Origin of the sequence: Nocardia sp. NPDC052112 (assembly GCF_040680135.1) — a bacterium.
In the GTDB taxonomy this organism is placed as follows: Bacteria; Actinomycetota; Actinomycetes; order Mycobacteriales; family Mycobacteriaceae; genus Nocardia.
On the sequence record NZ_JBFAWD010000007.1, the window covers coordinates 268609 to 295526 of the forward strand.

The following is a 26918-nucleotide window of genomic DNA, read 5'->3' on the forward strand; positions in this document are numbered from 1 at the left end:
GTCATTTCAGCGCCTCCTTACTTCGGAGACTCGAACTTCGGCGGTCAGTGTAACCGCGCGCAGACCCCCGGATTGGCGAAATCGCCGAAATTTATACAGATCGGTACAGAGAATTTTGGCAGGAAAGAGGGTACTGATCTGTATCCCGGCCGCTACTTTCCGCCGGGCGCTTCTGGGATCAGCCGGAAGTCGTTCGCTCCCGGCCGATCCTCAGGCTACTGAATATTGCTCGTGCTCAAGCAATCTCGGTTATCGAGCGGCCTGTCACGCGGCGGCGCCTGCGAGGTCGAGCGCCGCGAGATAGGAGAAGACCAGGGAAGAGCCGACCGGTGTCCCCGCGCCCGGGTACACCCGGCCGGACATGGCGGCCATCGTGTTGCCACTGGCGTACAGGCCCGCGATCGGCTTGCCGTCCGCGCGCAGTACGCGGGCGTGCTCGTCGGTCTCGAGGCCACCCTTGGTGCCGATATCGGAAAGCGCGATGGTGGCGGTGTAGTAGGGCGGCGTGTCGATCGGCGCCACCAGGGGGTTCGGGTAGCCGTTGTCGAGTGGATTCACATAGCTCATCACGGGTCCGGCGGGGAATCCGACGATGTACTGGGCCATCTGGTCCCAGACGGTCTCGCCACGGTGGAACTTCTCGTCGACCCCTTTGTCAGCATAGGAGTTGAACTCCTCGATCGACTTGCGCAGGTTCTCGGCGGGCACGGCGATGAGGTCGGCCAACTCCTCGATGGTGTCGGCCTTGCGCAGCGCACCCGATTCGAACCACTCGGGGCGGGGCGGCACGGTCGGGTCGCCGCCGAAGCTGTCCCGGTCGATGTGGCGCTGATCGAAGATCCAGTGGCAGAGAATGTGCGCGACGCCGGTCTCCCTGTGCTGACGCAGCATCTCGCGCCCGGCTCGGTCGTAGGGCAGCAGTTCGTTCATGAAGCGCTCACCCGCGCTGTTGACCCAGATGCCGCTACGGGTGCCGGTGTGGAAGACCGGCCGTCCGCCAGGCTGCACGACACCGGGGACGTACCACGCCTGGTCCAGCAATTCGGTAGCGGCCCCGATCGCGACGGCAGCTTGCAACGCGTCGCCGGTGTTCCCCGGAGCGCCGTCGGACCAGTCGCCGTGATACGGGGCGACCATGTGCTTTTCGCGCAGCTCGCGATTGCGCTCGAATCCGCCGGCGGCGAGGATGACGCCGCGGGTAGCGCGAATCCGGATGCGCTCGCCCTTGCCGACCGCCTCCACGCCGACCACGCGGTCGCCCTCGACGATCAGGCTCTCGAGCGCGGTCTCGAGCTTGTAGGAGCCGTTCCCGGTTTCCAGGAACGCCTTCAGCGCTCGCCCGATGAGGGCGCGGCCGCCGGTGAGCAGGGATCCGGCCGCAGCGCCCGAGAGCTCGGTGGGCAGCAGGTCGCGGATCAGCGGGGCGAGATCACCGAGCTCGGCGGCCTCGATCTCGGCCGGGAAGATGGTGTTGCCCGCGGCCGTCGCGCCCGGCTTCTCCGCAAAGTAGTCGGGTACGGGCTGGTAGGCGAAGGACCCGAACCACGGGTTCTGCTCGATTTCGTCGATCAGTTGCGGCCCGGCGCGCAGGTAGGCATCCTGCATGACTTCGCGGGATGGATCGTCGACGATCTCCCGGAGGTAGCCGCGCACCGTTTCGATATCGTTCTCGACGCCCGCGCGCCGCAGCGGGGCGCTGCCCGGAAACCACAGTCCCGCACCGGAATAGGCGGTCGTACCGCCGAAGCGATCGGTCTTCTCGATGACAAGCGTGCGCAGGCCACGAGATGCGGCGGCATACGCTCCGACCAGCCCTCCTCCGGACCCGACGACCACGACGTCGTAGGTTTCCTCGTCAGCGGGCATAACCATCTCCTTGCTTCCAGACCGCGAATCTCCTGCCAGCCGCCAGTGACCTGCGTCACCCGGGGCGTGGATCTCCCGAGTGTGGCGGCTGCGGCAATCGGGCCGGAATCGGTTTCCGCTGTGCGGAATCAATGCCGCGTCCGGCCGATATGAGGGCGCCGCTTCCGGTGGGCGGAAATTCTCCGAGTGGCGGGCGCCACACGAATTAGCGTTCCCGGCCGTCAATCGATTTCAAGGAGAGCTCGCATGACTCTTTCCCACGACTACGATCCCGGCCCTCGGATCGCCCACGCGGGTGGTATCAATCTCGGCACGACGGACCTGGAGCGTTCGCTGGGGTTCTTCCGCGACCTGCTCGGCATGGAGGTCGTCGCGCAGACCGACGGCGTGGCCTACCTGCGCGGCTATCAGGAGCTCACCCACCACTCGCTCGTGCTGACCCAGCAGGACGAGGCCACGGTGAATACCTACAGCTTCCGGGTCCAGCGCAAGCAGGATGTCGAGCTCTTCCACAAGCAGCTCGAGCAACAGGAGATCGAGTCGATCGAACTGCCCGCCGGGCACGAACTCGGCCGCGGCGAGGCCGTCCGCTTCCTGGTGCCGGGCAGTGAGCATCCCTTCGAGCTGTACTACGACATCGAAAAGCCGCTCGCACCAGAGGAATTGCGCTCGAAGCTGCCCAGCAACAGCTCGCGCCGTCGCGGTTTCGGCGTGCGCCGCCTCGACCACCTGAACGTGCAGACCAGCGCGAGCACGGTGAACCAGTCCGAGCGGTGGCTGCGCGAAGCGCTAGGCTTCAAGCGCCGCGAATTCGCGATGATTCCGCAGTTCCCGGAGACCATCATGGCGTCCTGGCTTTCGGTGACACCGCAGGTGCACGACATCGCGATCGGCGTGAACGCGGAGGACGCGACGGCACGGTTCCACCACATCGCCTTCAATATCGAGAACTACCACGACATTCTGCGAGCCGCGGACGAGATCCGCGATCTCGAGATCGACTACGGGCACGGCCCTGGCAAGCACGGCATCGGTCAGGCGATGTATCTCTACATCCACGACCCCGGCTCCGGTCACCGGGTCGAGCTGTACTCCGGTGGATACCTGATCATGGATCCGGACTGGCAGGCCCTCGAGTGGAAGGTGCCCGAGCTGCAGTACGGCCAGACCTGGTACGGCGATGTCCTCGATGTCGGTCCGGGCGCCGGATTCCTCACCACCTCGCCGTCGGCGGGCCTGAAATGACCCAGCGCACAGCCGATGTCGAGGGTCTCACGTTCAACTACCACGAGGTGGGTGCGGGCGAGCCGCTGATTCTGTTACACGGGTCCGGGCCCGGTGTCAGCGCCTGGTCGAACTTTCAGCACAATCTGCCCGTCTTCGGCGAGCAGTTCCGGGTGATCGCGCCGGATCTGCCGGGCTTCGGCGGTAGCGCGCTGCCCGAACTCGACGAGGTGTATCCGGTGGTCGCCGCGCGGTGGATCGCGCGCCTGATGGATCACCTCGGCATCGAAACCGCGGTGTTCATCGGCAATTCCATGGGCGGAGCGGTGGTCGCGGAATTGGCGGCGCTGTATCCCGAACGGGTGCGTCGGATGGCCATCATGGGTTCCGGCGGACTTTCGGTCGGCATCTTCCAGGCCGAGCCCAGCGAGGGCTTTGCGCGTCTGTTCGAATTCCTCGGGGATCCCAGCCGCGACCGCATGATCGCCTGGATCAAGACGATGGTGTTCAACCCCGCGCTGATCACTGATGAACTCGTCGATGAACGACTGCGCAATGCCACCGCCGAGGGTGTGCTCGACCGGACCAGGGCGATTTTCGGTTCGATGTTCGATCCGAATCGGCGCCAGACGTACACGCCGCTGTGGACCAAGGCCGCCACCTTTACGACTCCGACGCTGATGCTGTGGGGTCGCGACGACCGGATGCTGCCCTACGACCAGGCGCATTTCGCGAATCGCTGGCTGCCCGATGTCGAACTGCACACCTTCGCCCGCTGCGGGCACTGGGTGCAGATCGAGCGGAAGTCCGATTTCGAGCGGGTGGCGATCGAATTCCTCACCCGGAAAACAACCGCCACGTCCGCTTGATAGTCCGCTCGACTCCGGCGCACGCGCATTTCCGGTGAGCGGAAAGTGCGCGGTGACCAACTGGACCAAGGAATGACAATGAGCGAATCCCCTCGCCAGATCGGCACATTCGGTTGCCGTCGCGGCGGCACCTGTAGTTTCCCAGTAGGTAGGAGGTGTGCGTCGTGGCACACGAAGTAGTCCAACGTGTCGAGGAGCTGGGGCCGGAACTGGCCGCACTCGCCGAGGAAAACGAGAAGCTCGGCAAGCTGAGCGATAAGACCGCAGAACTGCTGCGTGCGGCGGGGGTGGTCCGGCTCCTGCAGCCCAAGGAGTTCGGTGGTTATGAAGCGCACCCGCGCGACTTCGCCGATGCGGTGATGGCGGTCGCGCGGCACGACCCCGCCGCCGGTTGGGTGTGCGGCGTCGTCGGTGTCCACCCGTGGGAGATGGCGCAGATGGATCCCCGTCTGCCACAAGAGGTTTGGGGTGCGAACCCGGATACCTGGATCGCCTCGCCCTATATGCCGATGGGCGTCGCCGATCCCGTCGAGGGCGGTTACCGGCTCAGTGGGCGCTGGCCGTTCTCCTCCGGTACCGACCACTGCGACTGGGTCTTCCTGGGCGCTCTGCTCGGTGACGGCACCGGCAAGCCCGCCGGGCCGCCGACCGTGCTGCATGTGGTCGTCCCGCGTACGGACTACAAGATCATCGACGATTCCTGGGACGTAGTCGGCCTGTCGGGCACCGGCAGTAAGGATGTGGTGATCGAGGGCGCGTTCCTGCCCGACTACCGGGTCATCGTCCAGGACGAGATCATGCAGGGCGCGGCGGCCGAAAAGCGCGGACTCACCGATCCGGTGTACAAACTGCCGTTTACGACCATGTTCCCGCTCGGACTGACCTCCGCTGTCATCGGGATCTGCGAGGGCGGACTGGCCGTGCACCTGGGCCAGCAGCGCGAGCGGGTCGCGGTGACCGGTGTCCAGGTGCGCGACGATCCGTACACGCTCTACGCCGCGGGTGAGGCGGCCTCGGAGATCGAGGCCTCGCGGATTCAGTTGATCAGCGGCGTCAGTCGGCTGTACGACCAGTTGGAGGCCGGACAGCCGATCACACTCGAGGACCGGCTGGATATCCGGCGCAATCAGGTCCGCTGTGCCTGGCGGGCGGTTTCGGCATTGGACGAGATCTTCGCACGCTCCGGTGGAAACGCGGGTCGCCGAAGTAATCCGATCCAGCGGTACTGGCGCGACGCGCATATGGCACTGCAGCACATGATCCACGTACCCGGCACGGCCTATCACGCGAATGCTCTGGTCAAGATGGGGCTCGAGCTGCCGCCGTCGATGGTCGTGATGGTCTGACACAGGCAGGGCAGGGAGGACGGATATGAGCGAGATCCGATCATCGGCACAGGAAACGGTCGTGGCGATCAACGGCCGCCACTTCCGGGATGTGCTCGGCCATTTCCCGACGAGCGTGGTCGCGATCACCACCCTCGACAACGATCAGCGGCCGCACGGGTTGATCGTCGGGACGTTCACCTCCGTTTCGCTCGACCCGCCCCTGGTTTCGTTCCTGGTGGACACGTCTTCCTCGACCCTGCAACGTATTCGGGACACCGGACGGTTCTGCGCGAATGCGTTGGCGGGCAACCAGGAACACGTGTCGCGGCGGATGGCGTCCAGGGGCGGCAACCGGTTCGACGGCGTGACGTGGCAGCCGTCCACATTGGGCAATCCCGTATTGGATGGGGTTGTCGCGTGGGTCGACTGCACCGTGGCGCAGATCGTCGAGATCGGTGACCATGTCCTGGTCGTCGGGCAGGTGCACGAACTGCGGGTGGAGTCCGTGCGGACCCCACTGCTGTTCTTCCGCGGCGGGTACGGCGACTATCTCGCCAGCGCGCCGCTGGTACTGGACCGGCTCGTCGGGTGGTAGCCACCTGAGCTCATGTGCCAGTGCGCAATTCGACGACCCCAATGGCAGCGCAGGCCATTGGGGTCGTCGTCTGTTCAGACCAGCATGTCGTCGACGTACAACCCGAACGAGCCGCGGCCGCACAGCGCCAGCGACGATTCGACATCGTTACCGGCATGGATACTGCCCGTATGCGCGTCCCGCCAAGCCCGTTCGATCGGATTGCCACGACGTCGTGATATGCCGCCCGCGGCCTGGAAAACCAGATCGATCGCGGTGATTGCGCGCTCGGTGCCGCACACCTGATCCCGGCGGCCGCGCAGCCGCAGCTCCATCGGGATGTCCTCGCGGCGGCGCGCACGTTCGTACAGGTCCTGCAGGTTCCGGTGCAACTGCAGGACGGCGGCGTCGACATCCGATTCGGCCCGCGCCACGGCGATCTGCACGGACCGGTCCGTGCTGAGGCTGCCGCCGCCGAAACTCGGTCGGTTGAGACTGCGCATGCGCGTGAGGAATTTCTCCAGGCAGCCCTCCGCCAAACCGATCATCGGCGCGGTGACCGAATAGCTGTACATCGTGCCGAACGGCATGCGATACAGCGGGCCGGTATTCAGTTTCTGGCCCGGACCACGACGGTGGGTGACGTCGTAGTTGCGCGTCGTCCGGTATTCCGGGACGAAGATGCGCTCGACGTGCAGGTCATGGCTCCCGGTGCCGCGCAGGCCCACGGAGTCCCACACCTTGTCGATACGGTAATCTGCGCGCGGTACCAGCGCGGACACGATATCCACCGGATCACCGTTCTCGGCGTAGACAGTGCCGCCGAGTACCGCCCATGACGCGTGTGCGCAGCCGGACGCGAAGCGCCAATGTCCGCTGAGTTCGTAGCCCCCTTCGACCGGCGTCAACCGGCCGACCGGCGCATAAGACGGACAGATCAGCGCATTCGGGTAACCGGACCACACCTCGCGTTGTGCGCGCTCGTCGAAAAGTGCCACATGCCACGGAACTACCCCGAGCACCGAGACCACCCACCCGGTGGAACCGCAGGTGCCCGCGATCATCCGGACCACGTCGTAGAACTGATTCGGATCGGCCTCCGAGCCGCCGCTCCATTTCGGTTGCAGCAGCCGAAAGACGCCGGCGGCGATCAGGTCGGTCATCGTCTGTTCCGGTATTTCGCCGGTCACATCGACCTGAGCCGCGCGTTCGGCCAGTTCCGGCAGCAGCCCGCGCACCGCCGCGGCTACATCGTTGTCCATGCCGTAATCCTGCGCCCTGAGCACCGCGTACTCCAGCCGGAACACGACGGCTCGCACGCGGCTGCCGCTGAACGGGAATACGGGTCGTGCACTATGGGTCGGCCGTTCGGCCATCCCGCTCTGCGGAAGTTCGCCGCCGGTCGAATGTGCGGGTCATCACACTGGGGGAGCTTTCGTCCTCGGGACGGAATTGCTCGCGATGAGTGCAGAGATCGAAGGAGATCCGTCAATGCAAAAATCGGTCTATTTCAGATTGCAACGCTGGTCGGCGTGGAGCGGATTCCTGGTGCTCGTACTGATGCTGACCGCTTACGGGATCGGCGATCTGCTCTCGCCCATGAGTCCGACGATGTCCGCGAATGAGGTTCGCGACTTCCTGGTCGAGCATCAGCACGGGATTCTGCTGTGTGTGGCCATCATGGTGCTGACCGTGCCATTCGAATATCCATACGTGGTCGTGACCAGCATGCAGATGAAGCGGGTCGAAGGCGGCTGGGGCTGGCTGTCGATGGTGCAGCTGACCACCGGCGTCGTCGCGCCGACCGGCTTCTTCTACCCGTTGGCGATTCTGGCCGCCGCCGCATATCGGCCGGAAAGCCATTCCACGGATGTCCTGTCCGCGATGACCGACATCTTCTGGCTGATGTATGTGGGCAACGCCTGTATTTTCGTCCTGCAGGTCTGGTCGATCGGGTTCGCTTCCTACTTCGACCAGCGCGCCAAGCCGATTTTCCCGCGCTGGTACGCGCACCTCAGCATGCTGCTGGGTGTTCTGCTCATCTCGGGCGCCTTCGTCTTCCTCAACAAGACCGGCCCGTTCGCGTGGAATGGCATTCTGGCCCAGGGCATTCCGGCATTGGCCTACCTCGTCTGGAAGGTCGCCACGCCGCTGGTACTGCTGAAGGCCATCAAGGGCGAGGAAGCCGAACTCGCCGAGAAGGAAGCTGTCGACGCGGAGCCTGCGACCGCATAACGCAGGTGGAGGCTGCCGGTTTCGTGCGGATCGCACGAAACCGGCAGCGTCTTCATGGGTAGGTACCGTTCATCTCGACCGCCGGTATCACCGCGGACCTGCACGTCTTCGACGCCGCGGGGCACGGCATGTTCCTCGGGACCGCGCCGGAGGACCGGGACAGGGCCGGGGAATTCCGCCGATTCGTCGACGAGCACTGGGCTGGGCGCTGACCCGAAACTACGGCCGGATCTCGCAATCCTGATGGGGCGACCCGGCCGCAGTTGTTGTTGTGCAGGGGAATTCGACACAACGTTAGACGGAGAGTGCGAAACCGCCTGTCACACGGAGTGTTTCGCCGGTGACGAAGGATGCCTTCGACGAGACCAGGTAGAGCAGTGCCTCGACGATGTCGCGCTCCTCGCCCTCGCGCTGGAGAATCTGCTGACCCATGACGCGCTCGGCCTCGTCGCGAGCGAGTTCGGCGCGAATGGTCTCGGTGAAGATCAGGCCCGGTGCGATCGCGTTGACGCGGATGCCGTCGGGGGCGAATTCGCGGGCGAAGGACATGGTCAGGCCCCGCACAGCGAGTTTGGAGACGCCGTAGACGGTTCGGTTGGCATAGGCCGCCGACGACGAGATATTGACGATCGATGCGCCCGCGCGCCCGGCCATCGCCTTGTGCGCCGCCAGGGTGCAGTTGACCACACCCATGACATTGACGTCGAATACCCGCCGGACCTCGGCCAGGCCGAGTTCGGTGAACGGCCTGTTGTATGCGGCATGCAGACCGGCATTGTTGACCAGGATGTCGATACCGCCGTGGCGTTCGGCGACGGCGTCGATCATCGCGGCGACGCCGTCATCGTCGGCGACATCGCAGGCCACGCCGGTCGCATCGCGGCCCTGCGCGGTCAGTTCCGCGGCCGCCGATGCGGCGACCTCGCCGTCGATATCGGCGAGCACGACGTGCACGCCCAGCTCCGACAATGCGGTGCCGAATGCCTTACCGAAGCCGCGGCCACCTCCGGTGATCACCGCAATCTTGCCCTCATGTTCGGACATCGGGTCCCTCCTTGGAACTGGGCACCGTAATACGATGCCCGACTTGAATTTTCGGTACCGCGATTACCTCGGGGCGAACCGCTGGCCCGCGTCCAAGCGCAGGCACTGGCCGTTCAGCATGGGGTTGTCGATGATGGCGAGGGCGAGTTTGGCGTACTCCTCCGGACGGCCGAGCCGTTTGGGGAAGGCGGCGTCCTTGACCAGCTGCGCCCGCGTCTCGTCCGGGATTTTGACGGTTATACCGGTGTCGAACAGGCTGGGTGCGATGGCGAGCACCCGAATGCCGAGAGAGCCGAGATCACGGGCCATGGTGAGGCACATACCCGCGATGGCGGCCTTGGCAGCCCCGTAGGCGACCTGACCGATCTGGCCTTCGAAGGCCGCGATCGACGAGGTGTTGATGATGACGCCGCGTTCGCCGGTCTGCTCGGGATCCTCGGGTTCGTTGCGGCTCATATGCGCCGCCGCGAGCCTGCTGATATTGAAGGTCGCGACGGCGTTGAGGTCGAGCACCTGACGGAAGGTCTCGAGGTCATGCGGACCTTCCTTGCCGAGCGTGCGCTTGGCCTTGCCGCCGCCCGCCGTGGTGATCGAGACATGCAGTCCGCCAAGGGAATCCACGGCATCGGCGAGTGCCTGCTCGGTCGCCGCGAAGTCGGTGATGTCGACGGGGTGAAAGCTGGCGCCGAGTGCGGCCGCGACCTCGGCGCCAGCCGTACCTGGACGGTCGAGCACGGCGACGTCGGCGCCCCGCGCCGCCAGCAGTTCGGCACTGGCCCGGCCCATGCCGGAGGCGCCGCCGAATACGACGACCTTCTTACCCTTGATCTCCATGAAATTCCTTCTCGCTCAGACGGATGCGGGGTTGTGAACCGTTCTCTGGGTTGTGCGTGAACGCGAATCTTCGCCATCGAATGTATGTTCGAATGGCAGTCGTGAATGTGGGGGTTGGGTATGCAGTCGCAGGCGACGGTGTTGCCCGCGTGGGCTTGATGAAGTCGTCGCCTACCGGGGACGCGTTGTCTCGGTGCTCGGCTGTGCTCGCCGAACCTGTGATTCCGCGGACGTTTCCGGGTCGGTGGCGCTGATGGCCGGCTATCGGGTGCCGGAGGGGTGGACCGTGCAGGCGTATCGGTTCGCACTCGACCCAACCCCCGCGCAGAAGCGAGTGTTGGCCTCGCACGTCGGGGCGGCGCGCAAGGCGTTCAACGTGATGCTGGATGTGGTGAAGAAGAATCTGGATCAGCGGGCGTGTTCGGGCTGCGGCGCGAAAACCAAGCTGCCGCTGCACGAACGCATCTACCATTGCGTCGGGTGTGGTCTCGTGATCGATCGGGATCTCAACGCCGCGATCAACCTCGCCCGCCTCGGCGACACCACCCACATCGGTGGTGGAATGGGGACCGATACCGGGAGTAGCCCGGCCGCCAGTCATCGGGCTGGACAAGGACGTGGAGCCGACCGCAAGACCCACCCCGCCCACCAGGTGGGGAAGGCAGGTGGCGTGGAAGCGTCTACCCCGCACGGCCATACGGCCGGGAAGACAGGGACTGCCGCTCCGCAGGGAACGGCTGCCTGAACGATGAGTCGTCATACAGACACTCACACTTCAGGTAACGGACTGTTGCAGCAGGGTGCACAGCCGGTCGCGATGGACGGTGACGCCGCCGTAGAGGACGGCGTCGGTCTCGGCTCGGCGCAGGTAGAGATGCAGGTCGTGCTCCCAGGTGAAGCCGATACCGCCGTGTAATTGCAGGGCGCGGGCCGTGACCTCCCCGGCGGCGGCGGAGGTATGGGAGGCAGCGACGCATGCGGCGCGCGTGGCGTCGTCGGCATCGGCGGCCATCGCCGCGTAGTAGGTCGCCGCGCGGGCGCTGTGCACGAACATCGCCAAATCGGCGCACGCGTGCTTGACGGCCTGGAAGGTGCCGATCGGCCGACCGAACTGCACGCGGGCCTCGGTGTATTCGACGGTGAGTTCCAGCATGCGCGCCATCACCCCGAGGGCATCGGCACATCGCAGTACCGAGGCGTAGTCGAGCAGCCATTGCACCTCGGCGGCACCGACCTCGAGGCGGCGCTCGGCCGGGACGCGCACTTGCTCGAGCCGGACCTCGTAGAACGCGCGCGTCAGATCCAGGACCTGCTGACGCCGTACGGTGACCCCGGCGCTGTCCCGGTCGACGAGAAATGATGTCGGAACGCCTTCGTGCCGCGCGGTGACCAGCAGCCAACGGGCGCCGCCCGCGTCCTGGACCGCGGTCTTGACCCCGTCGAGAATGAACCCTTCTCCGTCGCTGCGGGCCTCGGCGCGCACCCCGTCCAGGGTCCACGGTGCCCGTACTTCGGCGAAAGCCCAAGTGGCCCAACCGGATCCCTCGGCGAGCGCGGGCAGCACCTCGGCCCGCAGCGCGGGTGCGCCCGCCGCGGCGATCGCGGCACCGACGATGGCGGTCGAGATAAACGGGCCGCGCCCGAGCCCGCGCCCGATCTCCTCCGCGACCAGTGTCAGCTCGACCAGCCCCTGGCCCGCACCGCCGTACTCCTCGGGTAGCGCCAGGCCGGGCCAACCGAGCTCGGCGGTCAGCCGCCACAGCTGCGGGTCGACATCTTCGTCACGCTCCATCAAGGTCCGTAACGCCGCGATCGGCGCCCGGTCCGACAGCAGGTCGCGCGAGGCGGCGCACAACATCGTCTGCTCGTCGCTGAGCTCGAAGTTCATCAGTCACCACCCGATGCCGAAGACATAAACGTCATTGCGAAGGTATCCTTTTTTACATCTCGAGTCGAGATTCACCACGCTTTTAACCCCGCATCTTTCAGGCAGCGCGGTAATAGAGTACAACGAATTATATGACTGATGCCGTTTTGCTCTCCGCCTGCCGTACCGCCATCGGCACCGCCCGCAAGGGCACCCTGCGCGACACCAGCGCCTTCGATCTCGCCACCGTCGTCGTCCGGGAGGCGGCGCAACGCAGCGGCCTGCCGCCGGAGCTGATCGATGACGTCGTGCTCGGCGAATCGGTGGCCGGTGGCGGCGATATCGCCAGGTATGCCGCGATCGAGGCCGGGCTCACGCATGTTCCCGGCTTGGCGCACAACCGGCACTGCGCCTCCGGATTGGCCAGTATCGCGACCGCCGCCGGGAGCGTGCTGGCCGGGATGGATCGTGCGGTGATCGCCGGTGGGACCCAGTCGTTCTCGACCGCGCCCGTTTCGCGGCGGCGGATTCCCGGTACCGATGACTGGCAAGACCCGTGGAGCTCGCCGTCGCATGTGTCGACACCCGAGGCGCCGAGCAACGATATGGCGGTGCTCGTCGGCTGGAATACGGCGCGGCTGGCCGGGGTGTCCCGGGAGGAGATGGACGCCTGGGCCCTCGGCTCGCACGAGCGTGCCATCGCGGCGGTCGACGCCGGCCGGTTCCTCGACGAGATCGTCCCGGTCGAGGTCACCGATCGGGACGGCGGGGTGTCGGTCTTCGACATCGACGAACATCCGCGCCGCGGCTCCAGCATGGCGAAACTCGCGGCGCTGAAGCCGCTGCATCCGGAGATCGAGGGTTTCTCGATCACCGCCGGTAACTCCAGCGGATTGAACGACGGTGCGGCCGCGGTGGTCGTCGCCAGTTCCGAACTGGCCGCCGAACTCGGGCTCGCACCGCTGGCGACAGTGCGGTCATGGGCGAGCGTCGGCGTCGATCCGGTGCGCACTGGCCTCGCGCCGATCGAGGCGATCCGAAAGGCGTTGGACCGGGCCGGGATCGGCATCGGCGACATCGATCTGTTCGAGATCAACGAGGCCTTCGCATCGGTAACCGTGGCCGCCGTTCGGGGGTTGGGCCTGGATCCTGAGCGGGTCAATCCGTTCGGCAGCGGTTGCAGCCTCGGCCATCCGATCGCGACCACCGGCACCCGGATGGTGGTGACCCTGGCCCATGAATTGCGCCGTCGCGGCGGCGGAACGGCGGTCGCGGCCATGTGCGCGGGCGGCGGCATGGGCTCGGCGCTGGTTCTGACGGTCTGACAGCGTGCCTGAAAATTGCGCGCAGACGCCGATTGCGGAGCATGCCCGCCACATGCAGGTCCTCGAGGACGAGCCGGTCGTGGGTTTTGACCAGCCTGTTGGTGACCTGGTGTAGGAAGCGGCGGCGAATATTGGCGATGTGGCGATGGTGGCACGCCAGGCGGGCGGCGGCATCTTTGCGGTTGCGGGATCCTTTCCGTTTGCGGGACAACGATTTCGCCAGCCGCCGCGGCTGACATAGTCCGGTGGCGCAGCCGAAACGACGGGGGTGGTCGCGCGTTTCTTCTCGATCCGAGGGAATCCGACGCGTCTCCCTCTGCGTTTGCCGATGCGGGAGTCGGAGAACGCGGCCAATGCGCGCCCGCAGTCGACGGCGGCTTCTTCGAACACCCGCTGGGGCGGCGCGGGCGAAGTTGCCCTGGTGTTCGGATGTGGTGGAGGTGGCGTGCCGGTTCGCGGCTCGGACCAACCGAAAGTAGTTGCCCGTCTTATCGATCGAGCGAGCACTCTGGTTGTGGTGTCCAGAGTGCTCGCTGTAGTGATGCGGGGGCGTCCCTGTCTATCTGCTGACGGGTCTTCCCGATTCGGTTACTTCGGTGCGGGCATCGGCGAGTTGATCGTGGTGAAGTACTGGATGGCCGCCATGATCGCGACCGGCGCGGTCACCAGGAGCTGCCCGGCCAGGGTGCCGAGCGCACCGATGGCCACGATCCCGCCGAGACAGCCGATGGCCGCTGCGGGAATGAACGGACCGAACAGGCCGATGATCGTCGCCGAGGCGACGGTGGCGCCGGCGATGCCGCCCAGGACACAGCCGACAGCCCCGCCGGCGATGCCGCCGACCATGGTGCCGACCGTCGCACCCGCTGTGATGGTGCTGATCATCCGGCTGAACGCGGCCTGTTCCCGGTCGTACGGGGTCTTCCAGGGAGCCTGGTCCTCGAAGGGCAGGGCGACCGGGTTGTATACCGCGTGTTCACGATCGAACTGCGGGGTCAGTGTGGCGGTGTGGTCCTTGATCTCGGCGGCGATGGGGAAGACGAAATCGTCCACCCGGAAAGCCAATTCGGCACCGGCGAGGGTGATCCCATTGGCGGCCTTGATCTTGAATACTCCGTCTTCCACGGCCATCGAACCGGCATCGGTGGTGATGATCGTCGATGTGTCGGTGACGTTCGTCGTGTACTCGACGCCACCGTTGTCGGCCTGCGGTGCTGCGACCCCGGCCTGTGCGGTTACTGCGAGCGCGGATGCCAGTAACACACCGGCGGCTGCGATCTTCCTCATCCTGCGTTCTCTTTCTTTCGGATCCCTCGGACTTCGATGTGGAGGGACGTCTACTTCGGCACGACCTTCAGGTCCGGAATCTGCTCGCCGCAGGCCGGAGCGCCATTCGTGTCCGGCACGAACTTGTCGCCGCGCAGGATGGAGATGAAGGTGCAGTTGCCCGGGGAGCCCACCGAATAGGAGCCCCGGTTCTCGAAATCGGCGGGCTTCGGGAACAAGCCACCGGCGGTCCAGGTCTTATCGGTACGCAGCGCGGACATCAACTGCTCCTGGCCGGCATTGCAGCCGGCCTTCTCGAGCCCCTCGATCAGCAGGTCGGCGCTGACCCAGCCCACCGCCATCGAGAAGGACGGGATACCGCTCTCCGAGCCCGCGTACTGCTTCAGCGCCGCCGAAAAGGCCCGGGTCGCTTCGGTATTCATCTCCGTCGGTGCGAAGGACGTCATGAAGCCGACGCCTTGGCCCGCCGCGATCGCCGGCGGCGACTTCAGCAGATCCGCCCCGTAGCCGGTGGCCAGCAGCACGGACTTCATCTCGACTCCGGCCTGCCGCAGACCGGTCATGAGCGCGAATCCGGTATCCGGAATGACCGGCGCGTACAGCACATCGGCACCGGATTCCTTGATGCCGAGGACATAGGGACCGACATCGGTGGTTCCGAACGGAATGCGAATGTTGACATAGCCGCGCGTCAGCCCGGCGTGTTCGGCCGACAGCGCCGCGCCTTCCGCCGACTTCGTGGCACTCGGGGTGTTATAGGACAGCACGGCGGCCTTGGTTCCGCCGATCTTCTTCCAGTAGTCACCCAGGGTTGTCGCGGTCTTGTTGTAGTCGGTGCCACCCGTCGCGGCGAAGAGGTTGTCGTACTTCGGGTTGAACCACTGCTCGCCGCCGTCGAAGCCGGCGCCGAGGAACGGCGTCTTGCTCGCCTGGGTGCCCGCGTACTGCCCCGCGCCGTAGAAATACGTGCTCACCGGCAGTACCGCGTAGACGCGATCCTGCTGCACCAACTTCTGCGCCGCGGTCAACGCGCCCTGCGGCGTGGACTGGTCATCACCCATGACGACGTCGAAGCCGCGCACCGCGCACTTCCCGTTCGCCGCCTGGTATGCGGCGAAACGGGCTTTCACCCCGGCTTCGGTACCTGCGTAATTGGCGGTCGCGGCGCCGCTGAGCGAGGTCAGCACGCCCACCTTGACCGGCCCACTCGTATCGGCCGGGCCGCTGGAGCCGCCGCTGCCGCACGCAGGAACAAGAAACATTGCGGCGCACACCCATGCTGCGATCGCACCGACTCTGCGCATCTGCACTCCTCTAGCTATCGCCGATCCAGCTACGGTGCCGGAACGGCTCTGAGGGCTACAGTGGAGCATATTCAGTACCCTTTGTATCTAGTTTTCACGAAGAATCCGGACAAAATCCTTGACGGTGACCCTCTATTAGAGCACTCTTACCCATACCTCCAGAGCGTCGAACTTTTAGGGGCCTCACCGTTGCTCTCCTACGTTCTCGCCGGCCTAGCCCTCGGAGCGATTTACGCAATCGCCGCGGCATCGCTGGTCGTCACCTACGTTTCCTCGGGCGTTTTCAACTTCGCCTTCGGCGCCATGGCCTTCGCCGTCGCCCGCTTCTACTACTTCCTGCACGTCGAACACGGGTGGTCGGTGCCGCTCGCGGCCGTCGTCGCGATCGGGCTGTTCGGCCCGGCTCTCGGCATCGCGCTCTACGTCCTGCTTTTCCGTTACCTGCGACTGCGCTCACCGCTGGTCAAGATCGTTGCGACGATCGGCCTGTCGGTCGCATTGCCACCGCTGGTCAACCTGGTGCTGGGACACCTGGTGAACACCACGGCACCCGGCCTGGCTCCCCGACCGCTGCGGATATTCCACGTATTCGGGGCGGTCGTCGACATGAACCAGGTGATCACCTATACGGGCCTGGTGGTGGTTCTGCTCGTCGGCACCGGGCTGCTCCGGTATACCGATATCGGCCTGCGGGTTCGGGCCCTGGTCGACTCCGAGGCGCTGACCGCCATGTCCGGCGTCAGCCCGACCCGGGTGTCGCGCGGCGTATGGGCATTCAGTGCACTGTTGGCCGGACTCGCGGGTGTGCTCGTCGCCCCGACGGCGGGACTCACGGTCGAGGGCATGACCTCATTGATGTCGGCCGCCTTCGCGGCGGTGGTCGCGGCGCGACTGCGCAGTCTGCCGATGGCCGTCTCGGTCGCGCTCGCCATGGGTGTGGTCACCAATGTCATCCAGCGTTACCTCGACCCGCAGAGCCCGTTCTCGGCGCAGATCGTGCCGAGCATCCCGTTCATGTTCATGCTGGTCTTCCTGCTGTACTACGCGGTGCGAGGACAGGCGGGCGATACCACGGCGGGCGGCGCGCTCGATCGCGCGATCCGCACCGCCAATGCCGGAGCGCCCGGTCGTTCGGGCGGGTCACGCACCGGGCGGACCCGACCGACGGCCGCACTCGTCACAGCCGTGGTGACGTTGGCCATCGTCGCGGTACTGCCCCTGGTTCTCGAGGACTTCTGGGCCGGTCTGGTCGGTGCGGGTATCGCGCTCGCGATCGCGCTGCTTTCGTTCACACTGGTCACCGGTGAAGGCGGCATGATCTGGCTGTGTCAGATCACTTTTGCGGGGTCGGGTGCTATCTTCGCGGCCGATCTGACCACCAATTCCGGGTGGTCGCCGCTGGTGGCGGTCCTGGTCAGCGCGCTGTGCATCGTGCCGATCGGAGTGATCCTCGGCCTGCTCACGATCCGCCTCGGCAACCTGTACGTCGCCCTGGTCACGCTGACCTTCGGCCTGCTCGCCCAGAACCTGATCTTCATGCGGGATCGGTTCTACAACTCCGGCCAGGGCATCTATATGCCGCGCCCGGAATGGGCCGCGGACAACGCGAGATTCGCTCTGCTCGCCCTGGTGGTATTCGTCGGACTCGGTCTACTCGTGGTCAATCTGCGGCGTTCGACCGCGGGACTCGCGGTGACCGCGGTCCGGTGGAGCGAACCCGGCTCGCGCACGCTGGGCCTGAGCATTCTTCCGATCAAGGTGCTGGTATCCGCTCTCGCGACGTTCGTCGCGGCGATCGGCGGCGGATTCCTCGCGCTGAATTACCAGTCGGCACTGCCCGATTCGTTCAACGCGTTCACCGGTCTGGTCTGGCTGGCCGTCCTGGTCACCCTGGGCTCACGGTCGATCATGGGCGCGCTGGTCGCGGGGGTGGCCTTCGCCGTGCTGCCCAGCGCGTTCCAGACCTACCTGCCGACGAGTTGGGCCGAGATCCCGGTCATCATGTTCGGTTTCGGCGCGATCATGCTCGCCCGCAATCCGGACGGGATCGTCGCGATGCACGCGCGGCAACTCGACGATGTCATTCGGTGGTGGCAGCGCCGACGGCCGGTCGAAAGCTCCGAAATATCAAAGGCAACAACGGGTTCCGAGACGACACCGGCTGCGGAGCAATCCCGCGAGCGCGTCCTCGGGGAACCACAGCTGACCCCGGGAGACCTGGCATGACCACCGAACCGACCCCACCGCGGATCGAGGCCAAAGGTGTGACCGTACGCTTCGGTGGACTCGTCGCCCTCAACGACGTCGACCTACAGGTCCCGCCCGCCTCCATCGTCGGTCTCGTCGGCCCCAACGGCGCGGGTAAGAGCACTTTGTTCGCGGTGCTGTCCGGACTGCTGAAACCGAGCTCCGGCGCCGTCCTGATGGACGGGCACGATGTCACCAAGGCGAGTGCGCAGTCGCGAGCGCGGCGCGGCCTCGCGCGCACCTTCCAGCATCCGGAGCTATTCCCCGGGCTCACCGTCCGCGAACACGTGGTGCTCGGCTACCGGCTCCGGCACGCCCGCAGCCGGATGTGGACCGACCTGGTGACGGCGGGCGGTTTCCGCCGCGCCCCCGCAGACGAGGACCGGCGGGTCGACGAGATCCTCGCCGCACTGCAACTGACCGGGCACGCCGATCTGCCGGTGGCCGGGCTGCCGCTTGGCACCAGCCGGCTCGTCGAGATCGCCAGGGCACTGGCCGTCGATCCGAATGTGCTACTGCTCGACGAGCCGTCGTCGGGGCTGGACGCACGCGAAACCGATGAGCTCGCCGGCACATTCACCCGTGTCGTGGCCGACCACGGCGTATCGCTGCTGCTGGTCGAGCACGATGTCGATCTGGTGCTCGGGCTCAGCGATGTCGTCCATGTGCTCGACTTCGGCGTCAAGATCAGCGAAGGAACCCCGGCCGAGGTCCGCGCGGATCCGGCCGTGCGCGCCGCGTACCTGGGCGCGGGCCCCGACGAGGAAAGGACCTCGGCATGACCACCACGTCTGCCTTGCTCGCCGTCCGCGACCTGAGCGTCCGGTACGGCGCCGCGCAGGCATTGCAGGCCGTGACCTTCGATGTGCACCCGAACAGCGCGCTCGCCGTGCTCGGGCCGAACGGTTCCGGAAAAAGCACCCTGGCCAGGGTGCTGTCCGGGCTCGTCACACCGGTGGACGGAACCGTCGAACTCGACGGCCGCGATATCACCGGCGCGACGCCGGACCGGATCCGGCGCGCGGGCCTGGTGCATCTGCCCGAAGGCCGCGGCGTATTCCCGACCCTGACCGTGCTGGAGAATCTGCGCATGGCCACCGCGGCCGACCGGCGGCGCAGGGCCGCCGCCATCGAGCATGCCTTCGAGATCTTTCCCGTGCTGCAGCAACGGCAGCGCCAGGCCGCGGGCACCTTGTCCGGCGGCGAACAGCAGATGCTGTCGCTGGCCAGGGCGCTGATGGTCGAACCGCGGTTGGTGATCGCCGACGAGATGTCGCTCGGCTTGGCACCGAAGATGGTCGATGTGGTCTTCGAGAGCTTGCAGCGGGCCAGGGCGGCCGGTGTCGCGGTGCTCATGATCGAGCAGTTCGCCAGTCGCGCACTGGCTTTCGCCGACCACTGCCTCATCCTGCAGCGCGGGCGGATCGCCTGGTCGGGTGCCGCCGACCAAGCGGGTGACGAACTGCTGCGCGGCTATCTCGGTGACGCCACCGCGGCTTGAGGTGTGCACAGCAAAGGGGCCGAGGCGCATATGGCTTCGGCTCCTTTCGGATCACTCCGGCTCGATGATGGAAACCGTGTTGTAGCGCGGACGCGCTACGCGCCCGGCCCGCCGAAGCAGAGAACTGGACGGCGCTGCGCCGGGCATTGGGCGGGGTCATCGAGTTCTATCTGCAGGACCCGGTCGCCGCGCTCGCGATGGCGCGACTCATCTTCGACACCCCGGAGTTGTCCGGGCGGCAACTGGAGAAACAGCACAGTTGGCGACCCGCCCTCACCGCGGCGCTGGCCGAGCGGGCAGGCGTGTCGGGATCGGTCCCCATCTCGGTGGAGATCAAGGTCGCCGCCGCGACGAGTTGCCCGAATATCGCCGTCGAGCGCTGGTCGGCATCCAATGGCGAACTCGATCTGGCGGAGTTGCTCGATGAAGGAATCGACGCGTTCTCGTCGGCTCGGAACGGGTGCGCCCACTGACAGATCGGCGGGGTCGCCCCCTGGGGCGGGCGGCGACCCCGCCGACAGGTGATCAGATGATCGAACCGACGTCTTGTGCCACGATGTGGTCGAGTGCGCGTTCGGCGACGGCGGCGATGGTCATAGATGGGTTGCAGGCCGCGCTGTTGCCCGGGATCAAAGCGCCGTCGAGGACATAGAGGCCGCGCTGCCCGTGCACGCGGCCTTCCAGATCACAGACCGGGCCCATATTCGCACCGCCGAGCGCGTGCCAGGTGGACGGGGCCGCCAGGTTCGTATCGACGAGAACGCTTGCCGGCCCGGCGATCTTCTGCACCAGTGGACCGATGGCGCCGTTCTGGATCACCGCGTCACCGTCCTTGGGCCAGCGCAGCACTGCCTCGTCCTTGCCCGAGTCGTAGACGAAGCGTCCGCGCGCATTGCTGACGCCGTAGCCGACCATCATGGTGGTGCGCGCATCTATGCCCGCCGGGGGGATCGATGCCTGGATGATCGTGGCCGCTTTCGTGGGATCGTCCCAGTTCAGGCTGCCGTAGACGACCGGTCCGCCCTGCGGTGAGCCGAGGTCGCTGTCCAGGCAGGTCCAGGTGTAGATGCGGTCGGCATTGGTGCCCCAACCGCCGCCGAGTCCGTCTGGGAGGTCCGGGATAGCTCCCTTCGCTTTGGCTCGCACCAGCAGTTTGGTGGTGTTGAGGCTTCCGGCGGCCATGACCAGCGTGCCCGCGGTGAGGATCTTGTTCTCCAACACCGTGCCTGAGGAGTCGGTGCGGTCGACGTAGACGGTCCACCGTCCGTCCCTGGCGCGTTCGACCTCCCTGACATGGTGCAGTATCTCGACCCGCACCAGGCCGGTTGCCTCCGCCGCGGCGATATAGGTGACGTCGACGGAGTGTTTTCCGCCGTTGTTCACACCGAGCGCACCATCGCCATTGGTATACGACGGTTTCATCTCGCCACGCAGTTCGGCGAGCGCGAAATTCCAGTCGATCGGCATCGGAATCTTCGACACCGGCAAACCAGCCTTGCGTACATGTTGTTCGAAGACCCGGACGGCCTGATAGTTCGGACTGGCGATCAGTTCGTCCGGAGCGACCGCGAGCTGCAGCATCTGCGCGACGCGTGGATAGTGGACCCGGTTCATCGTCGCCCAATCCAGGCCATCGGGGAACTGCGTGGCGAACGCAGCCTGCGATGGCTGTAGCGACATGCCTTGGTAAATAAGCGATCCGCCGCCGACACCGGCCGCGCACAGCGCTGTCATATTCTCGCCCGACACTGTCTCGAGCAGCCCGGCATACGGATCGAACGCCACCGGCTTGCCGAACAACTCCGGCGCGGACTCGTACCAGAGAATGCGCTTATCCGGAGACGTGGCATGCGGGAACGTCTCCGCGTTCGGACCTGTCGGCCAGCGTAATCCGCGCTCCAGCAGCAACACCGGTACTCCGGCCTGGGCTAGGCGCAGCGCGGTGACACCGCCGCCGAATCCGGTCCCGATCACGATGACCCGATGGTCTTCGCGAACGAGCGGGACCGCCCTCATGTTTGTCGCGATACCGCTGCTACCGGTGGCGATTCCCGTACCCGCCAATGCGATTGCGGCACCGGCGGTGCCACCGAGAAACGACCGGCGCGTGAATGCGGACATAGATTGATCGACCTCCAGACCGCGGGATCGGATACCGCGGGGATGTTGAGAGCAAGGAATATCGGCCCGCGCGGCAGGTGATTTCGCGCGCGGGTCTCGTCGGACCTCCCACGGCGGATCCCGTGGATGCCGAGAGGAAGAAGTTCCGGCCCGCGCGGCAGGTGATTTCGCGCGCAGGGTCCCAGGGGATCACCGCGGCGAATCCCGCGGGATGTTGAGAGCGAGGAATACCGGCCCGCGGCAGTGGATTTCGCGCAGGGTTTCGAGGGACCTCCCGCGGATGTCGGTGGGTGCGGTGGGTTGACGACATCTGCGGGAGGTCGGGCCCGCCGACAAGACGTGGGCACGATGGGTGACGGCCGTCGGCGGGGGATTGTGTTGCGGGAGTGGTTTAATCCGTGTGGTCGGCGCCGCCACGCGCCGCTGCGCGGCCGTGCCGCAGGATCACCGCGAGGACCAGTGCGATCACAGCGGTGCCCAGCGCTAACCAGAAAGTCTGGGTGTAGCCGCTGTCGGCGAACACCTGCGGTATCGGCTGGACGGCGTGGTTGCCCATGACGTCGATGCTCGCCTTGATCGGATTGTTGTTGAGCAGGGCAGTGACCACGGCGAGGGAGACCGCCGTGCCGAGGTTGATGGTGACACCGAGCATGCCGGTACTGATGCCCTGCTGTTCCTGCGGTACCGCGTCGACGACGAGATTGGCCACGGCGGCGTAGAAGAAGCCGAACCCGATCCCGGACAGCGCGTAGAACAGCGAATAGGTGGCCCAGCTGTAGTCGACCAGGATGTAGCCCACGCCGGCGACCGCGTTGACGGCGAAGCCCGCGATCGCCGGTATGCGTGCGCCGTATCGGTGCGCCAGCCAGCCACCGAGGGGGCCGGCGATGACGGCGACGAGCCCGGCCCACAGCCCGACGTGCAGCGCGTACTGCAACATGGAGAAGCCGTTGCCGTAGCTGTAGCTGGGATCGAGGACCACCTTCACCATATCGACCGGCAGCGTGGCTCCGGTCATCTCATGGGCTTTGGCCACGACACCCTGGGCGACCTGGTCGCGCAGCCCGTCGGCATTCGGGGTCTGGGTCATGTAAGCCAGCGTCAGCGGCTGTATCGCGATGATGCCGACACCGAAGAAGGACATCAGCAGCACCATGCTGACCTTGGGGTTCAACAGCAGCCGCAGGTCGACCATCGGGCGGCTCACTCGTGTTTCCACCACGAAGAACAATGCCAGCAGCACCAGTCCGCCGACCAGCCAGGCGATGCTGGTTGCACGGCCCCAACCCCAGCTCTGGCCATTGTCCAGGTAGAGCAGAACCAGCAGCGTACCGACGGACAGCAGCACCGCGCCGAACGGATCGATCCGATCGCGTACCCGCAGCTTCGATTCCGGGACCACGACCACGACGAGCAGCGTCATCAGGGCGGTGAAACCGCCCAGACTCCAGAACAACGAGCGCCAGGAGAAGTGGTCGAGCAGCACACCGCCGATCACCGGCGCGATCGCGGCGGCAATACCGATCCCGGCACCGACGAAGCCGAGCGCGGTCGCCACGAACCGCCGCGGCATCAGATCCCGGATCAGGCCGAAGGCAATGAACTGGCTGGCGACGGCGAATGCCTGCAGACCGCGTCCGATCAGGAACAAGGTCCAGTTGTCGGTGACCGCGTCGATCAACGAGCCGACGACGAACAGTACGCCACATGCCACGAACAGCAGCTTCTTGCCCCAGATGTCGCTCATCTTGCCGAGCAGCGGCGTCGCGGAGGCGCCGACCAGGCCGATCAGGATGACAATCCAGTTGATATTGGCGCCGACGTCGGGGAAGGTGGCGCTCATATCGTGCAGTGCGGGGGTGATCATCGTGTACTGCACGGGGACGACCTCGGTCATCAGCACGATGAGCGCGAGTACCGCGTAGATGCGAAGTCGCGAGGCGCTCTCGAGCCGACCGGTGTCGACGGCGAGGTCGACTTCATCCGGTGGAGGAGTGGTGGTAGCGGACATAGGGCGCTCCAGGGGGAGAAAAACGATGAGTGGGAGTCACACAGCGGCGGCTCTTGGCGGCGGACGATATGAGGTTCGCCACGTCGTCTGCGCGTTCGTCCTACTCACCGGAAATTCGGGCAATTCCGTGCGGCGACCTTCGGAGATGCGGTCGAGACCGAGGCGTGGCGGTACTGGTCGGCGCACTCAGCGCGGTCACACCGATGAGTTACGAGCACGCTTTGCCCGCTGAGCGGAACAACGGATATGCGACGGGTCATCGAGGGCTTTCATGTGTCTCCCAACACACCCCCTTCACAAGGACGCACCATGACTCATCTGTTCGTTCGCCGGGTACTGGCCACCGCCGGAGCCATGGCAGTGGTCTCGGCAACCGTCATCGGTTGTTCCAGCTCGAACGACGACTCCGCGAGCGCCACCACGACGGCGACGAGCGCCGCCGCACAGTCCACTGCCGCACAGGCTGATTCGAACGACCCGGCGGTCAAGGAAATCACCGACGCCTTCGTCGCATTCTTCGACGGCAAGACCCCCGCCGACACGAAAGCCGGTCTCGTGGAGAACGGTTCGACATTCGCCCCGACGCTCGCGGCACAGGCGAGCAGTCCGATGGCCGCCGGTTCCACGGCGACGGTGTCCACTGTGAAGCTCGACGACAGCACGCATGCCTCGGTCACCTACACCGTCCTGATCAACGGCAGCCCGGCCCTGCCGAATCAGGCGGGTAAGGCCATCAGCGTGGACGGGAAGTGGAAGGTCGCCGCGGCGACCTACTGCGGTCTGCTGAAGTTGCAGGGCGGCGCTCCGGCCAGCTGCTGATCGCCGCGCCACGGGTCGGTAGCTCGGCTTTCTACTGAGTGAGACAGCGACCCGCGATATTCCTGCGGTCAATAGCATCGGCCCGGAGCGCAGCGCCTGGTGAAACTCGCCGGCCTGCATGGGATCCGTTGTCGTCCAAGATTTTTCGTATCGCACGCCGAGTGGCGGGTCGCCGATGCTCATACGGCCGTCGATGAAAGGCATAAACGCTGTGGTGAATGAATTAGCCGGCAAAGTCGCCATCGTTACCGGTGGCGCGGCGGGAATCGGCGAGGCCATTGTCGAGCGGTTCGCGGCCGAAGGCGCACGGGTCGTGCTCGCCGACCGGGACTCCGATCGCGGGGAACAGTTGGCCGAACGCCTTGGCGCGGACGTCATCTACGCCAAGACCGATGTCGCGGATCCCGAGCAGGTCACCCAGTTGGTCGCCACCGCTGTCGAACGGTTCGGCGGTCTCGACATCATGGTCAACAACGCGGGCATTTCCGGTGCGATGCATGCCGGATTCCTCGAAGACGACCTCGCCGATTTCCATCAGGTGCTCGGTGTCAACCTGCTCGGTGTGATGGCGGGAACGCGGGAGGCGGCACGCCACATGGTTGCCAACGGCGGCGGCTCGATCATCAATGTGTCGTCGATCGGCGGAATTCAGGCCGGTGCCGGCGTGCTGTCGTATCGCGCATCCAAAGCGGCGGTAATACATTTCACCAAATCGGCCGCGATGGAATTCGCCGCCTTCGATATCCGAATCAACTGCATCGCACCAGGAAACATTCCGACATCGCTGCTCGCCTCGGCCGTCGCGAACATGAGTGCGGAGGAAGCCGAAAGGTTTGTCGGTGCCGCCCGCGAGATCATGCGAAATAACAAACCGCTGCGGCGAGACGGGGAAGCTCGCGACGTCGCCGAGGCCGCGCTGTATTTCGGCAGCGACCGGTCGGCGTATGTGACGGGCACGATCCTGCCGGTCGACGGTGGCACCGTCGCGGGCATGAAGAGCCAGGTCAAGGACCTTCGATGAAAGTGATTGTCGACCAAGACAAATGCCTCGCAAATGGTCAATGCGCGCTGTACGCGGGTGCGGTATTCGACCAACGCGACGAGGACGGCGTCGTCGTACTGCTGAACGAGCGTCCGGCGCCAGCGCAGGCCGACGCCGTCCATCAGGCCGCCGAGGCGTGCCCCGCCCGCGCCATCCACATCGAGGAATGACGGAGACCATGTCCGAAATATCGATCGGAACCGCCACCGACGCCGCCGTGCCCCAGTATCCGATGGAGCGCTCGACGGGCTGCCCCTTCGCGCCGCCACCCCAGCTGCTCGATATGGCGGCCGCGAAACCATTGAGCAGAGTACGGATCTGGGACGGCAGTGAGCCGTGGGTCGTCACCGGATACACCGAGGCGCGGTCGCTCTTCTACGATCCGCGGGTCAGCGTCGACGACCGCCGCCCCGGTTTTCCACACTGGAACGAGGGCATGCAGGCGATGTCGACCTCGCGCCCGGCGTCGGTATTCAACCGGGACCTGGATGAACACGCCCGGTACCGGCGAATGCTGACGAAACCGTTCGCGCTCAAGCGGGTCGAGGCATTGCGGCCGGTGATCCAGAAGATCACCGACGAGCATATCGACGCCATGCTGGCCGGTCCGCAGCCTGCCGACCTCGTCGCGGCGCTGGCATTGCCGATGCCGTCGCTGGTCATCAGCGAGCTGCTGGGCGTGCCATACGCCGACCACGAATTCTTCCAGCGCCACAGCGATGTCGGACTGGGGCGATACACCACCGCGGAGGAGTCGCAGCAGAATGTCCTCGGCTTGCTCAACTATCTGGCGGAGCTGACGGAGGTCAAGGCCGAGAATCCCGCCGAGGACGCGATATCGGACCTGGCGGAACGGGTCAAGGCCGGTGAGATCGATAAGTGGGAGGCCGCGATGCAGGGCGTCGGCCTGCTGGTGGCGGGGCACGAGACCACCTCGAACATGATCGGTCTCGGCGTGCTCGCCCTGTTGGAGCATCCCGAACAGCTGGCGCTCATCCGCGACACCGACGATCCGAAGGCCCTCGCCAACGCCATCGAGGAACTGCTGCGGTATCTCAGCATCATCCATACCGGGCAGCGGCGAGTTGCCATGGCGGACATCGAAATCGGTGGTGAGGTGATCCGCGCCGACGAAGGCATCATCATCGACCTGGCCCCGGCGAACTGGGATCCCAACACCTTCCCCGAGCCGGACCGGCTGGACGCCGACCGTCCGAATGCCAACCAGAACATGGCATTCGGACACGGGCGGCATCAGTGCGTCGGCCAGCAGCTCGCACGTGCGGAGCTGCAGATCGTCTTCCAGACACTGTTCCGGCGCATTCCGACGCTGCGGTTGGCGACGACCGTCGACCAGATCGACTTCAAACACGACCGGCTGGCCTACGGGGTCTACGAGCTGCCGGTCGAGTGGTGACCG

The 26918-nt window shown here is 65.8% G+C and carries 24 protein-coding genes and 1 pseudogene; 15 read left to right on the plus strand and 10 right to left on the minus strand.

The features are described 5' to 3' along the window. Positions 1 to 264: 264 nt before the first annotated feature. Positions 265 to 1866, minus strand: a complete 1602-nt coding sequence (locus AB0L58_RS16340; protein WP_364387222.1) for an FAD-dependent oxidoreductase — start codon at positions 1864 to 1866, stop codon at positions 265 to 267. Positions 1867 to 2112: 246 nt separating this feature from the next. Here AB0L58_RS16340 and AB0L58_RS16345 point away from each other — a divergent pair, with 246 nt between their 5' ends. The 4 genes from AB0L58_RS16345 to AB0L58_RS16360 all read left to right on the plus strand — a co-directional run bounded on the left by AB0L58_RS16345 (position 2113) and on the right by AB0L58_RS16360 (position 5882). Then, positions 2113 to 3111, plus strand: a complete 999-nt coding sequence (locus AB0L58_RS16345) for a VOC family protein (protein ID WP_364387224.1) — start codon at positions 2113 to 2115, stop codon at positions 3109 to 3111. Then, entirely contained in the window at positions 3108 to 3959 is an 852-nt protein-coding gene (locus AB0L58_RS16350) for an alpha/beta fold hydrolase (protein ID WP_364387226.1), read from the plus strand. The genes AB0L58_RS16345 and AB0L58_RS16350 overlap by 4 nt, the downstream gene beginning before the upstream one ends. Before the next feature lie 164 nt (positions 3960 to 4123). Continuing rightward, complete coding sequence (locus AB0L58_RS16355) at positions 4124 to 5305, plus strand: hydroxylase (RefSeq protein ID WP_364387228.1); 1182 nt, start codon at positions 4124 to 4126, stop codon at positions 5303 to 5305. Positions 5306 to 5330: 25 nt separating this feature from the next. Continuing rightward, a complete protein-coding gene (locus AB0L58_RS16360; RefSeq protein ID WP_364387230.1) occupies positions 5331 to 5882 on the plus strand; it encodes a flavin reductase family protein in 552 nt (183 codons plus the stop codon). Positions 5883 to 5956: 74 nt separating this feature from the next. Here AB0L58_RS16360 and hsaA read toward each other — a convergent pair whose 3' ends face one another. Then, positions 5957 to 7123: a 3-hydroxy-9,10-secoandrosta-1,3,5(10)-triene-9,17-dione monooxygenase oxygenase subunit gene (gene hsaA / locus AB0L58_RS16365; RefSeq protein WP_364387232.1), complete on the minus strand. Its 1167-nt coding sequence runs from the start codon at positions 7121 to 7123 to the stop codon at positions 5957 to 5959. A 229-nt stretch (positions 7124 to 7352) separates the two neighbouring features. Here hsaA and AB0L58_RS16370 point away from each other — a divergent pair, with 229 nt between their 5' ends. Next, positions 7353 to 8096, plus strand: a complete 744-nt coding sequence (locus tag AB0L58_RS16370; protein ID WP_364387234.1) for a hypothetical protein — start codon at positions 7353 to 7355, stop codon at positions 8094 to 8096. 294 nt (positions 8097 to 8390) lie between these two features. Here AB0L58_RS16370 and AB0L58_RS16375 read toward each other — a convergent pair whose 3' ends face one another. Both AB0L58_RS16375 and AB0L58_RS16380 read right to left on the minus strand, forming a co-directional pair. Continuing rightward, positions 8391 to 9140, minus strand: coding sequence for an SDR family oxidoreductase (locus AB0L58_RS16375; RefSeq protein WP_364387236.1), 750 nt, complete (start codon positions 9138 to 9140; stop codon positions 8391 to 8393). A gap of 63 nt (positions 9141 to 9203) precedes the next feature. Then, complete coding sequence (locus tag AB0L58_RS16380) at positions 9204 to 9974, minus strand: SDR family NAD(P)-dependent oxidoreductase (RefSeq protein WP_364387238.1); 771 nt, start codon at positions 9972 to 9974, stop codon at positions 9204 to 9206. 253 nt (positions 9975 to 10227) lie between these two features. Between AB0L58_RS16380 and AB0L58_RS16385 the strand changes: the two genes are divergently transcribed. Beyond that, positions 10228 to 10719, plus strand: coding sequence for a zinc ribbon domain-containing protein (locus AB0L58_RS16385; RefSeq protein WP_364387240.1), 492 nt, complete (start codon positions 10228 to 10230; stop codon positions 10717 to 10719). A gap of 30 nt (positions 10720 to 10749) precedes the next feature. Here the strand turns inward: AB0L58_RS16385 and AB0L58_RS16390 are convergent, their stop codons facing one another. Continuing rightward, positions 10750 to 11862 carry an acyl-CoA dehydrogenase family protein gene (locus AB0L58_RS16390; protein ID WP_364387242.1) on the minus strand — a complete coding sequence of 371 codons (1113 nt, stop codon included), beginning with the start codon at positions 11860 to 11862 and terminating at the stop codon, positions 10750 to 10752. Between the two features lie 131 nt (positions 11863 to 11993). Here AB0L58_RS16390 and AB0L58_RS16395 point away from each other — a divergent pair, with 131 nt between their 5' ends. Further along, positions 11994 to 13166, plus strand: coding sequence for a thiolase family protein (locus AB0L58_RS16395; protein ID WP_364387244.1), 1173 nt, complete (start codon positions 11994 to 11996; stop codon positions 13164 to 13166). A 43-nt stretch (positions 13167 to 13209) separates the two neighbouring features. Here AB0L58_RS16395 and AB0L58_RS16400 read toward each other — a convergent pair. From AB0L58_RS16400 to AB0L58_RS16410, 3 genes and pseudogenes are all read right to left on the minus strand, one after another. Then, a pseudogene (locus AB0L58_RS16400) lies at positions 13210 to 13635 on the minus strand (transposase); the annotation flags it as partial. A 119-nt stretch (positions 13636 to 13754) separates the two neighbouring features. Then, complete coding sequence (locus AB0L58_RS16405; protein WP_364387246.1) at positions 13755 to 14453, minus strand: hypothetical protein; 699 nt, start codon at positions 14451 to 14453, stop codon at positions 13755 to 13757. 50 nt (positions 14454 to 14503) lie between these two features. After that, positions 14504 to 15757: an ABC transporter substrate-binding protein gene (locus AB0L58_RS16410; protein WP_364387248.1), complete on the minus strand. Its 1254-nt coding sequence runs from the start codon at positions 15755 to 15757 to the stop codon at positions 14504 to 14506. A gap of 189 nt (positions 15758 to 15946) precedes the next feature. Between AB0L58_RS16410 and AB0L58_RS16415 the strand changes: the two genes are divergently transcribed. The 4 genes from AB0L58_RS16415 to AB0L58_RS16430 all read left to right on the plus strand — a co-directional run bounded on the left by AB0L58_RS16415 (position 15947) and on the right by AB0L58_RS16430 (position 19978). Next, positions 15947 to 17983, plus strand: coding sequence for an ABC transporter permease (locus AB0L58_RS16415; RefSeq protein ID WP_364387250.1), 2037 nt, complete (start codon positions 15947 to 15949; stop codon positions 17981 to 17983). Continuing rightward, a complete protein-coding gene (locus AB0L58_RS16420) occupies positions 17980 to 18786 on the plus strand; it encodes an ABC transporter ATP-binding protein (protein WP_364387252.1) in 807 nt (268 codons plus the stop codon). Before AB0L58_RS16415 ends, AB0L58_RS16420 begins: the two co-directional genes overlap by 4 nt. Continuing rightward, positions 18783 to 19505: an ABC transporter ATP-binding protein gene (locus AB0L58_RS16425; protein WP_364387254.1), complete on the plus strand. Its 723-nt coding sequence runs from the start codon at positions 18783 to 18785 to the stop codon at positions 19503 to 19505. The genes AB0L58_RS16420 and AB0L58_RS16425 overlap by 4 nt, the downstream gene beginning before the upstream one ends. A gap of 134 nt (positions 19506 to 19639) precedes the next feature. After that, the gene (locus tag AB0L58_RS16430) at positions 19640 to 19978 is read left to right on the plus strand and encodes a hypothetical protein (protein ID WP_364387598.1); all 339 of its coding nucleotides are present in this window, start codon (positions 19640 to 19642) and stop codon (positions 19976 to 19978) included. A gap of 52 nt (positions 19979 to 20030) precedes the next feature. On the opposite strand, the gene AB0L58_RS16435 is transcribed toward AB0L58_RS16430, so the two are convergent. Both AB0L58_RS16435 and AB0L58_RS16440 read right to left on the minus strand, forming a co-directional pair. Further along, positions 20031 to 21626 (minus strand): GMC oxidoreductase, encoded by a 1596-nt coding sequence (locus AB0L58_RS16435; RefSeq protein ID WP_364387256.1) that lies wholly within the window; start codon positions 21624 to 21626, stop codon positions 20031 to 20033. 391 nt (positions 21627 to 22017) lie between these two features. Continuing rightward, positions 22018 to 23637: an MFS transporter gene (locus AB0L58_RS16440; RefSeq protein ID WP_364387258.1), complete on the minus strand. Its 1620-nt coding sequence runs from the start codon at positions 23635 to 23637 to the stop codon at positions 22018 to 22020. Between the two features lie 309 nt (positions 23638 to 23946). On the opposite strand from AB0L58_RS16440, the gene AB0L58_RS16445 reads away from it, so the two are divergent. The 4 genes from AB0L58_RS16445 (at position 23947) to AB0L58_RS16460 (ending at position 26915) form a co-directional block, all read left to right on the plus strand. Then, a complete protein-coding gene (locus tag AB0L58_RS16445) occupies positions 23947 to 24456 on the plus strand; it encodes a hypothetical protein (RefSeq protein ID WP_364387260.1) in 510 nt (169 codons plus the stop codon). A 211-nt stretch (positions 24457 to 24667) separates the two neighbouring features. After that, entirely contained in the window at positions 24668 to 25477 is an 810-nt protein-coding gene (locus AB0L58_RS16450; protein ID WP_364387262.1) for an SDR family oxidoreductase, read from the plus strand. Beyond that, positions 25474 to 25668 (plus strand): ferredoxin, encoded by a 195-nt coding sequence (locus tag AB0L58_RS16455; protein ID WP_364387264.1) that lies wholly within the window; start codon positions 25474 to 25476, stop codon positions 25666 to 25668. Before AB0L58_RS16450 ends, AB0L58_RS16455 begins: the two co-directional genes overlap by 4 nt. 8 nt (positions 25669 to 25676) lie before the next feature. After that, positions 25677 to 26915 (plus strand): cytochrome P450, encoded by a 1239-nt coding sequence (locus tag AB0L58_RS16460; RefSeq protein ID WP_364387266.1) that lies wholly within the window; start codon positions 25677 to 25679, stop codon positions 26913 to 26915. Positions 26916 to 26918 lie beyond the last annotated feature (3 nt).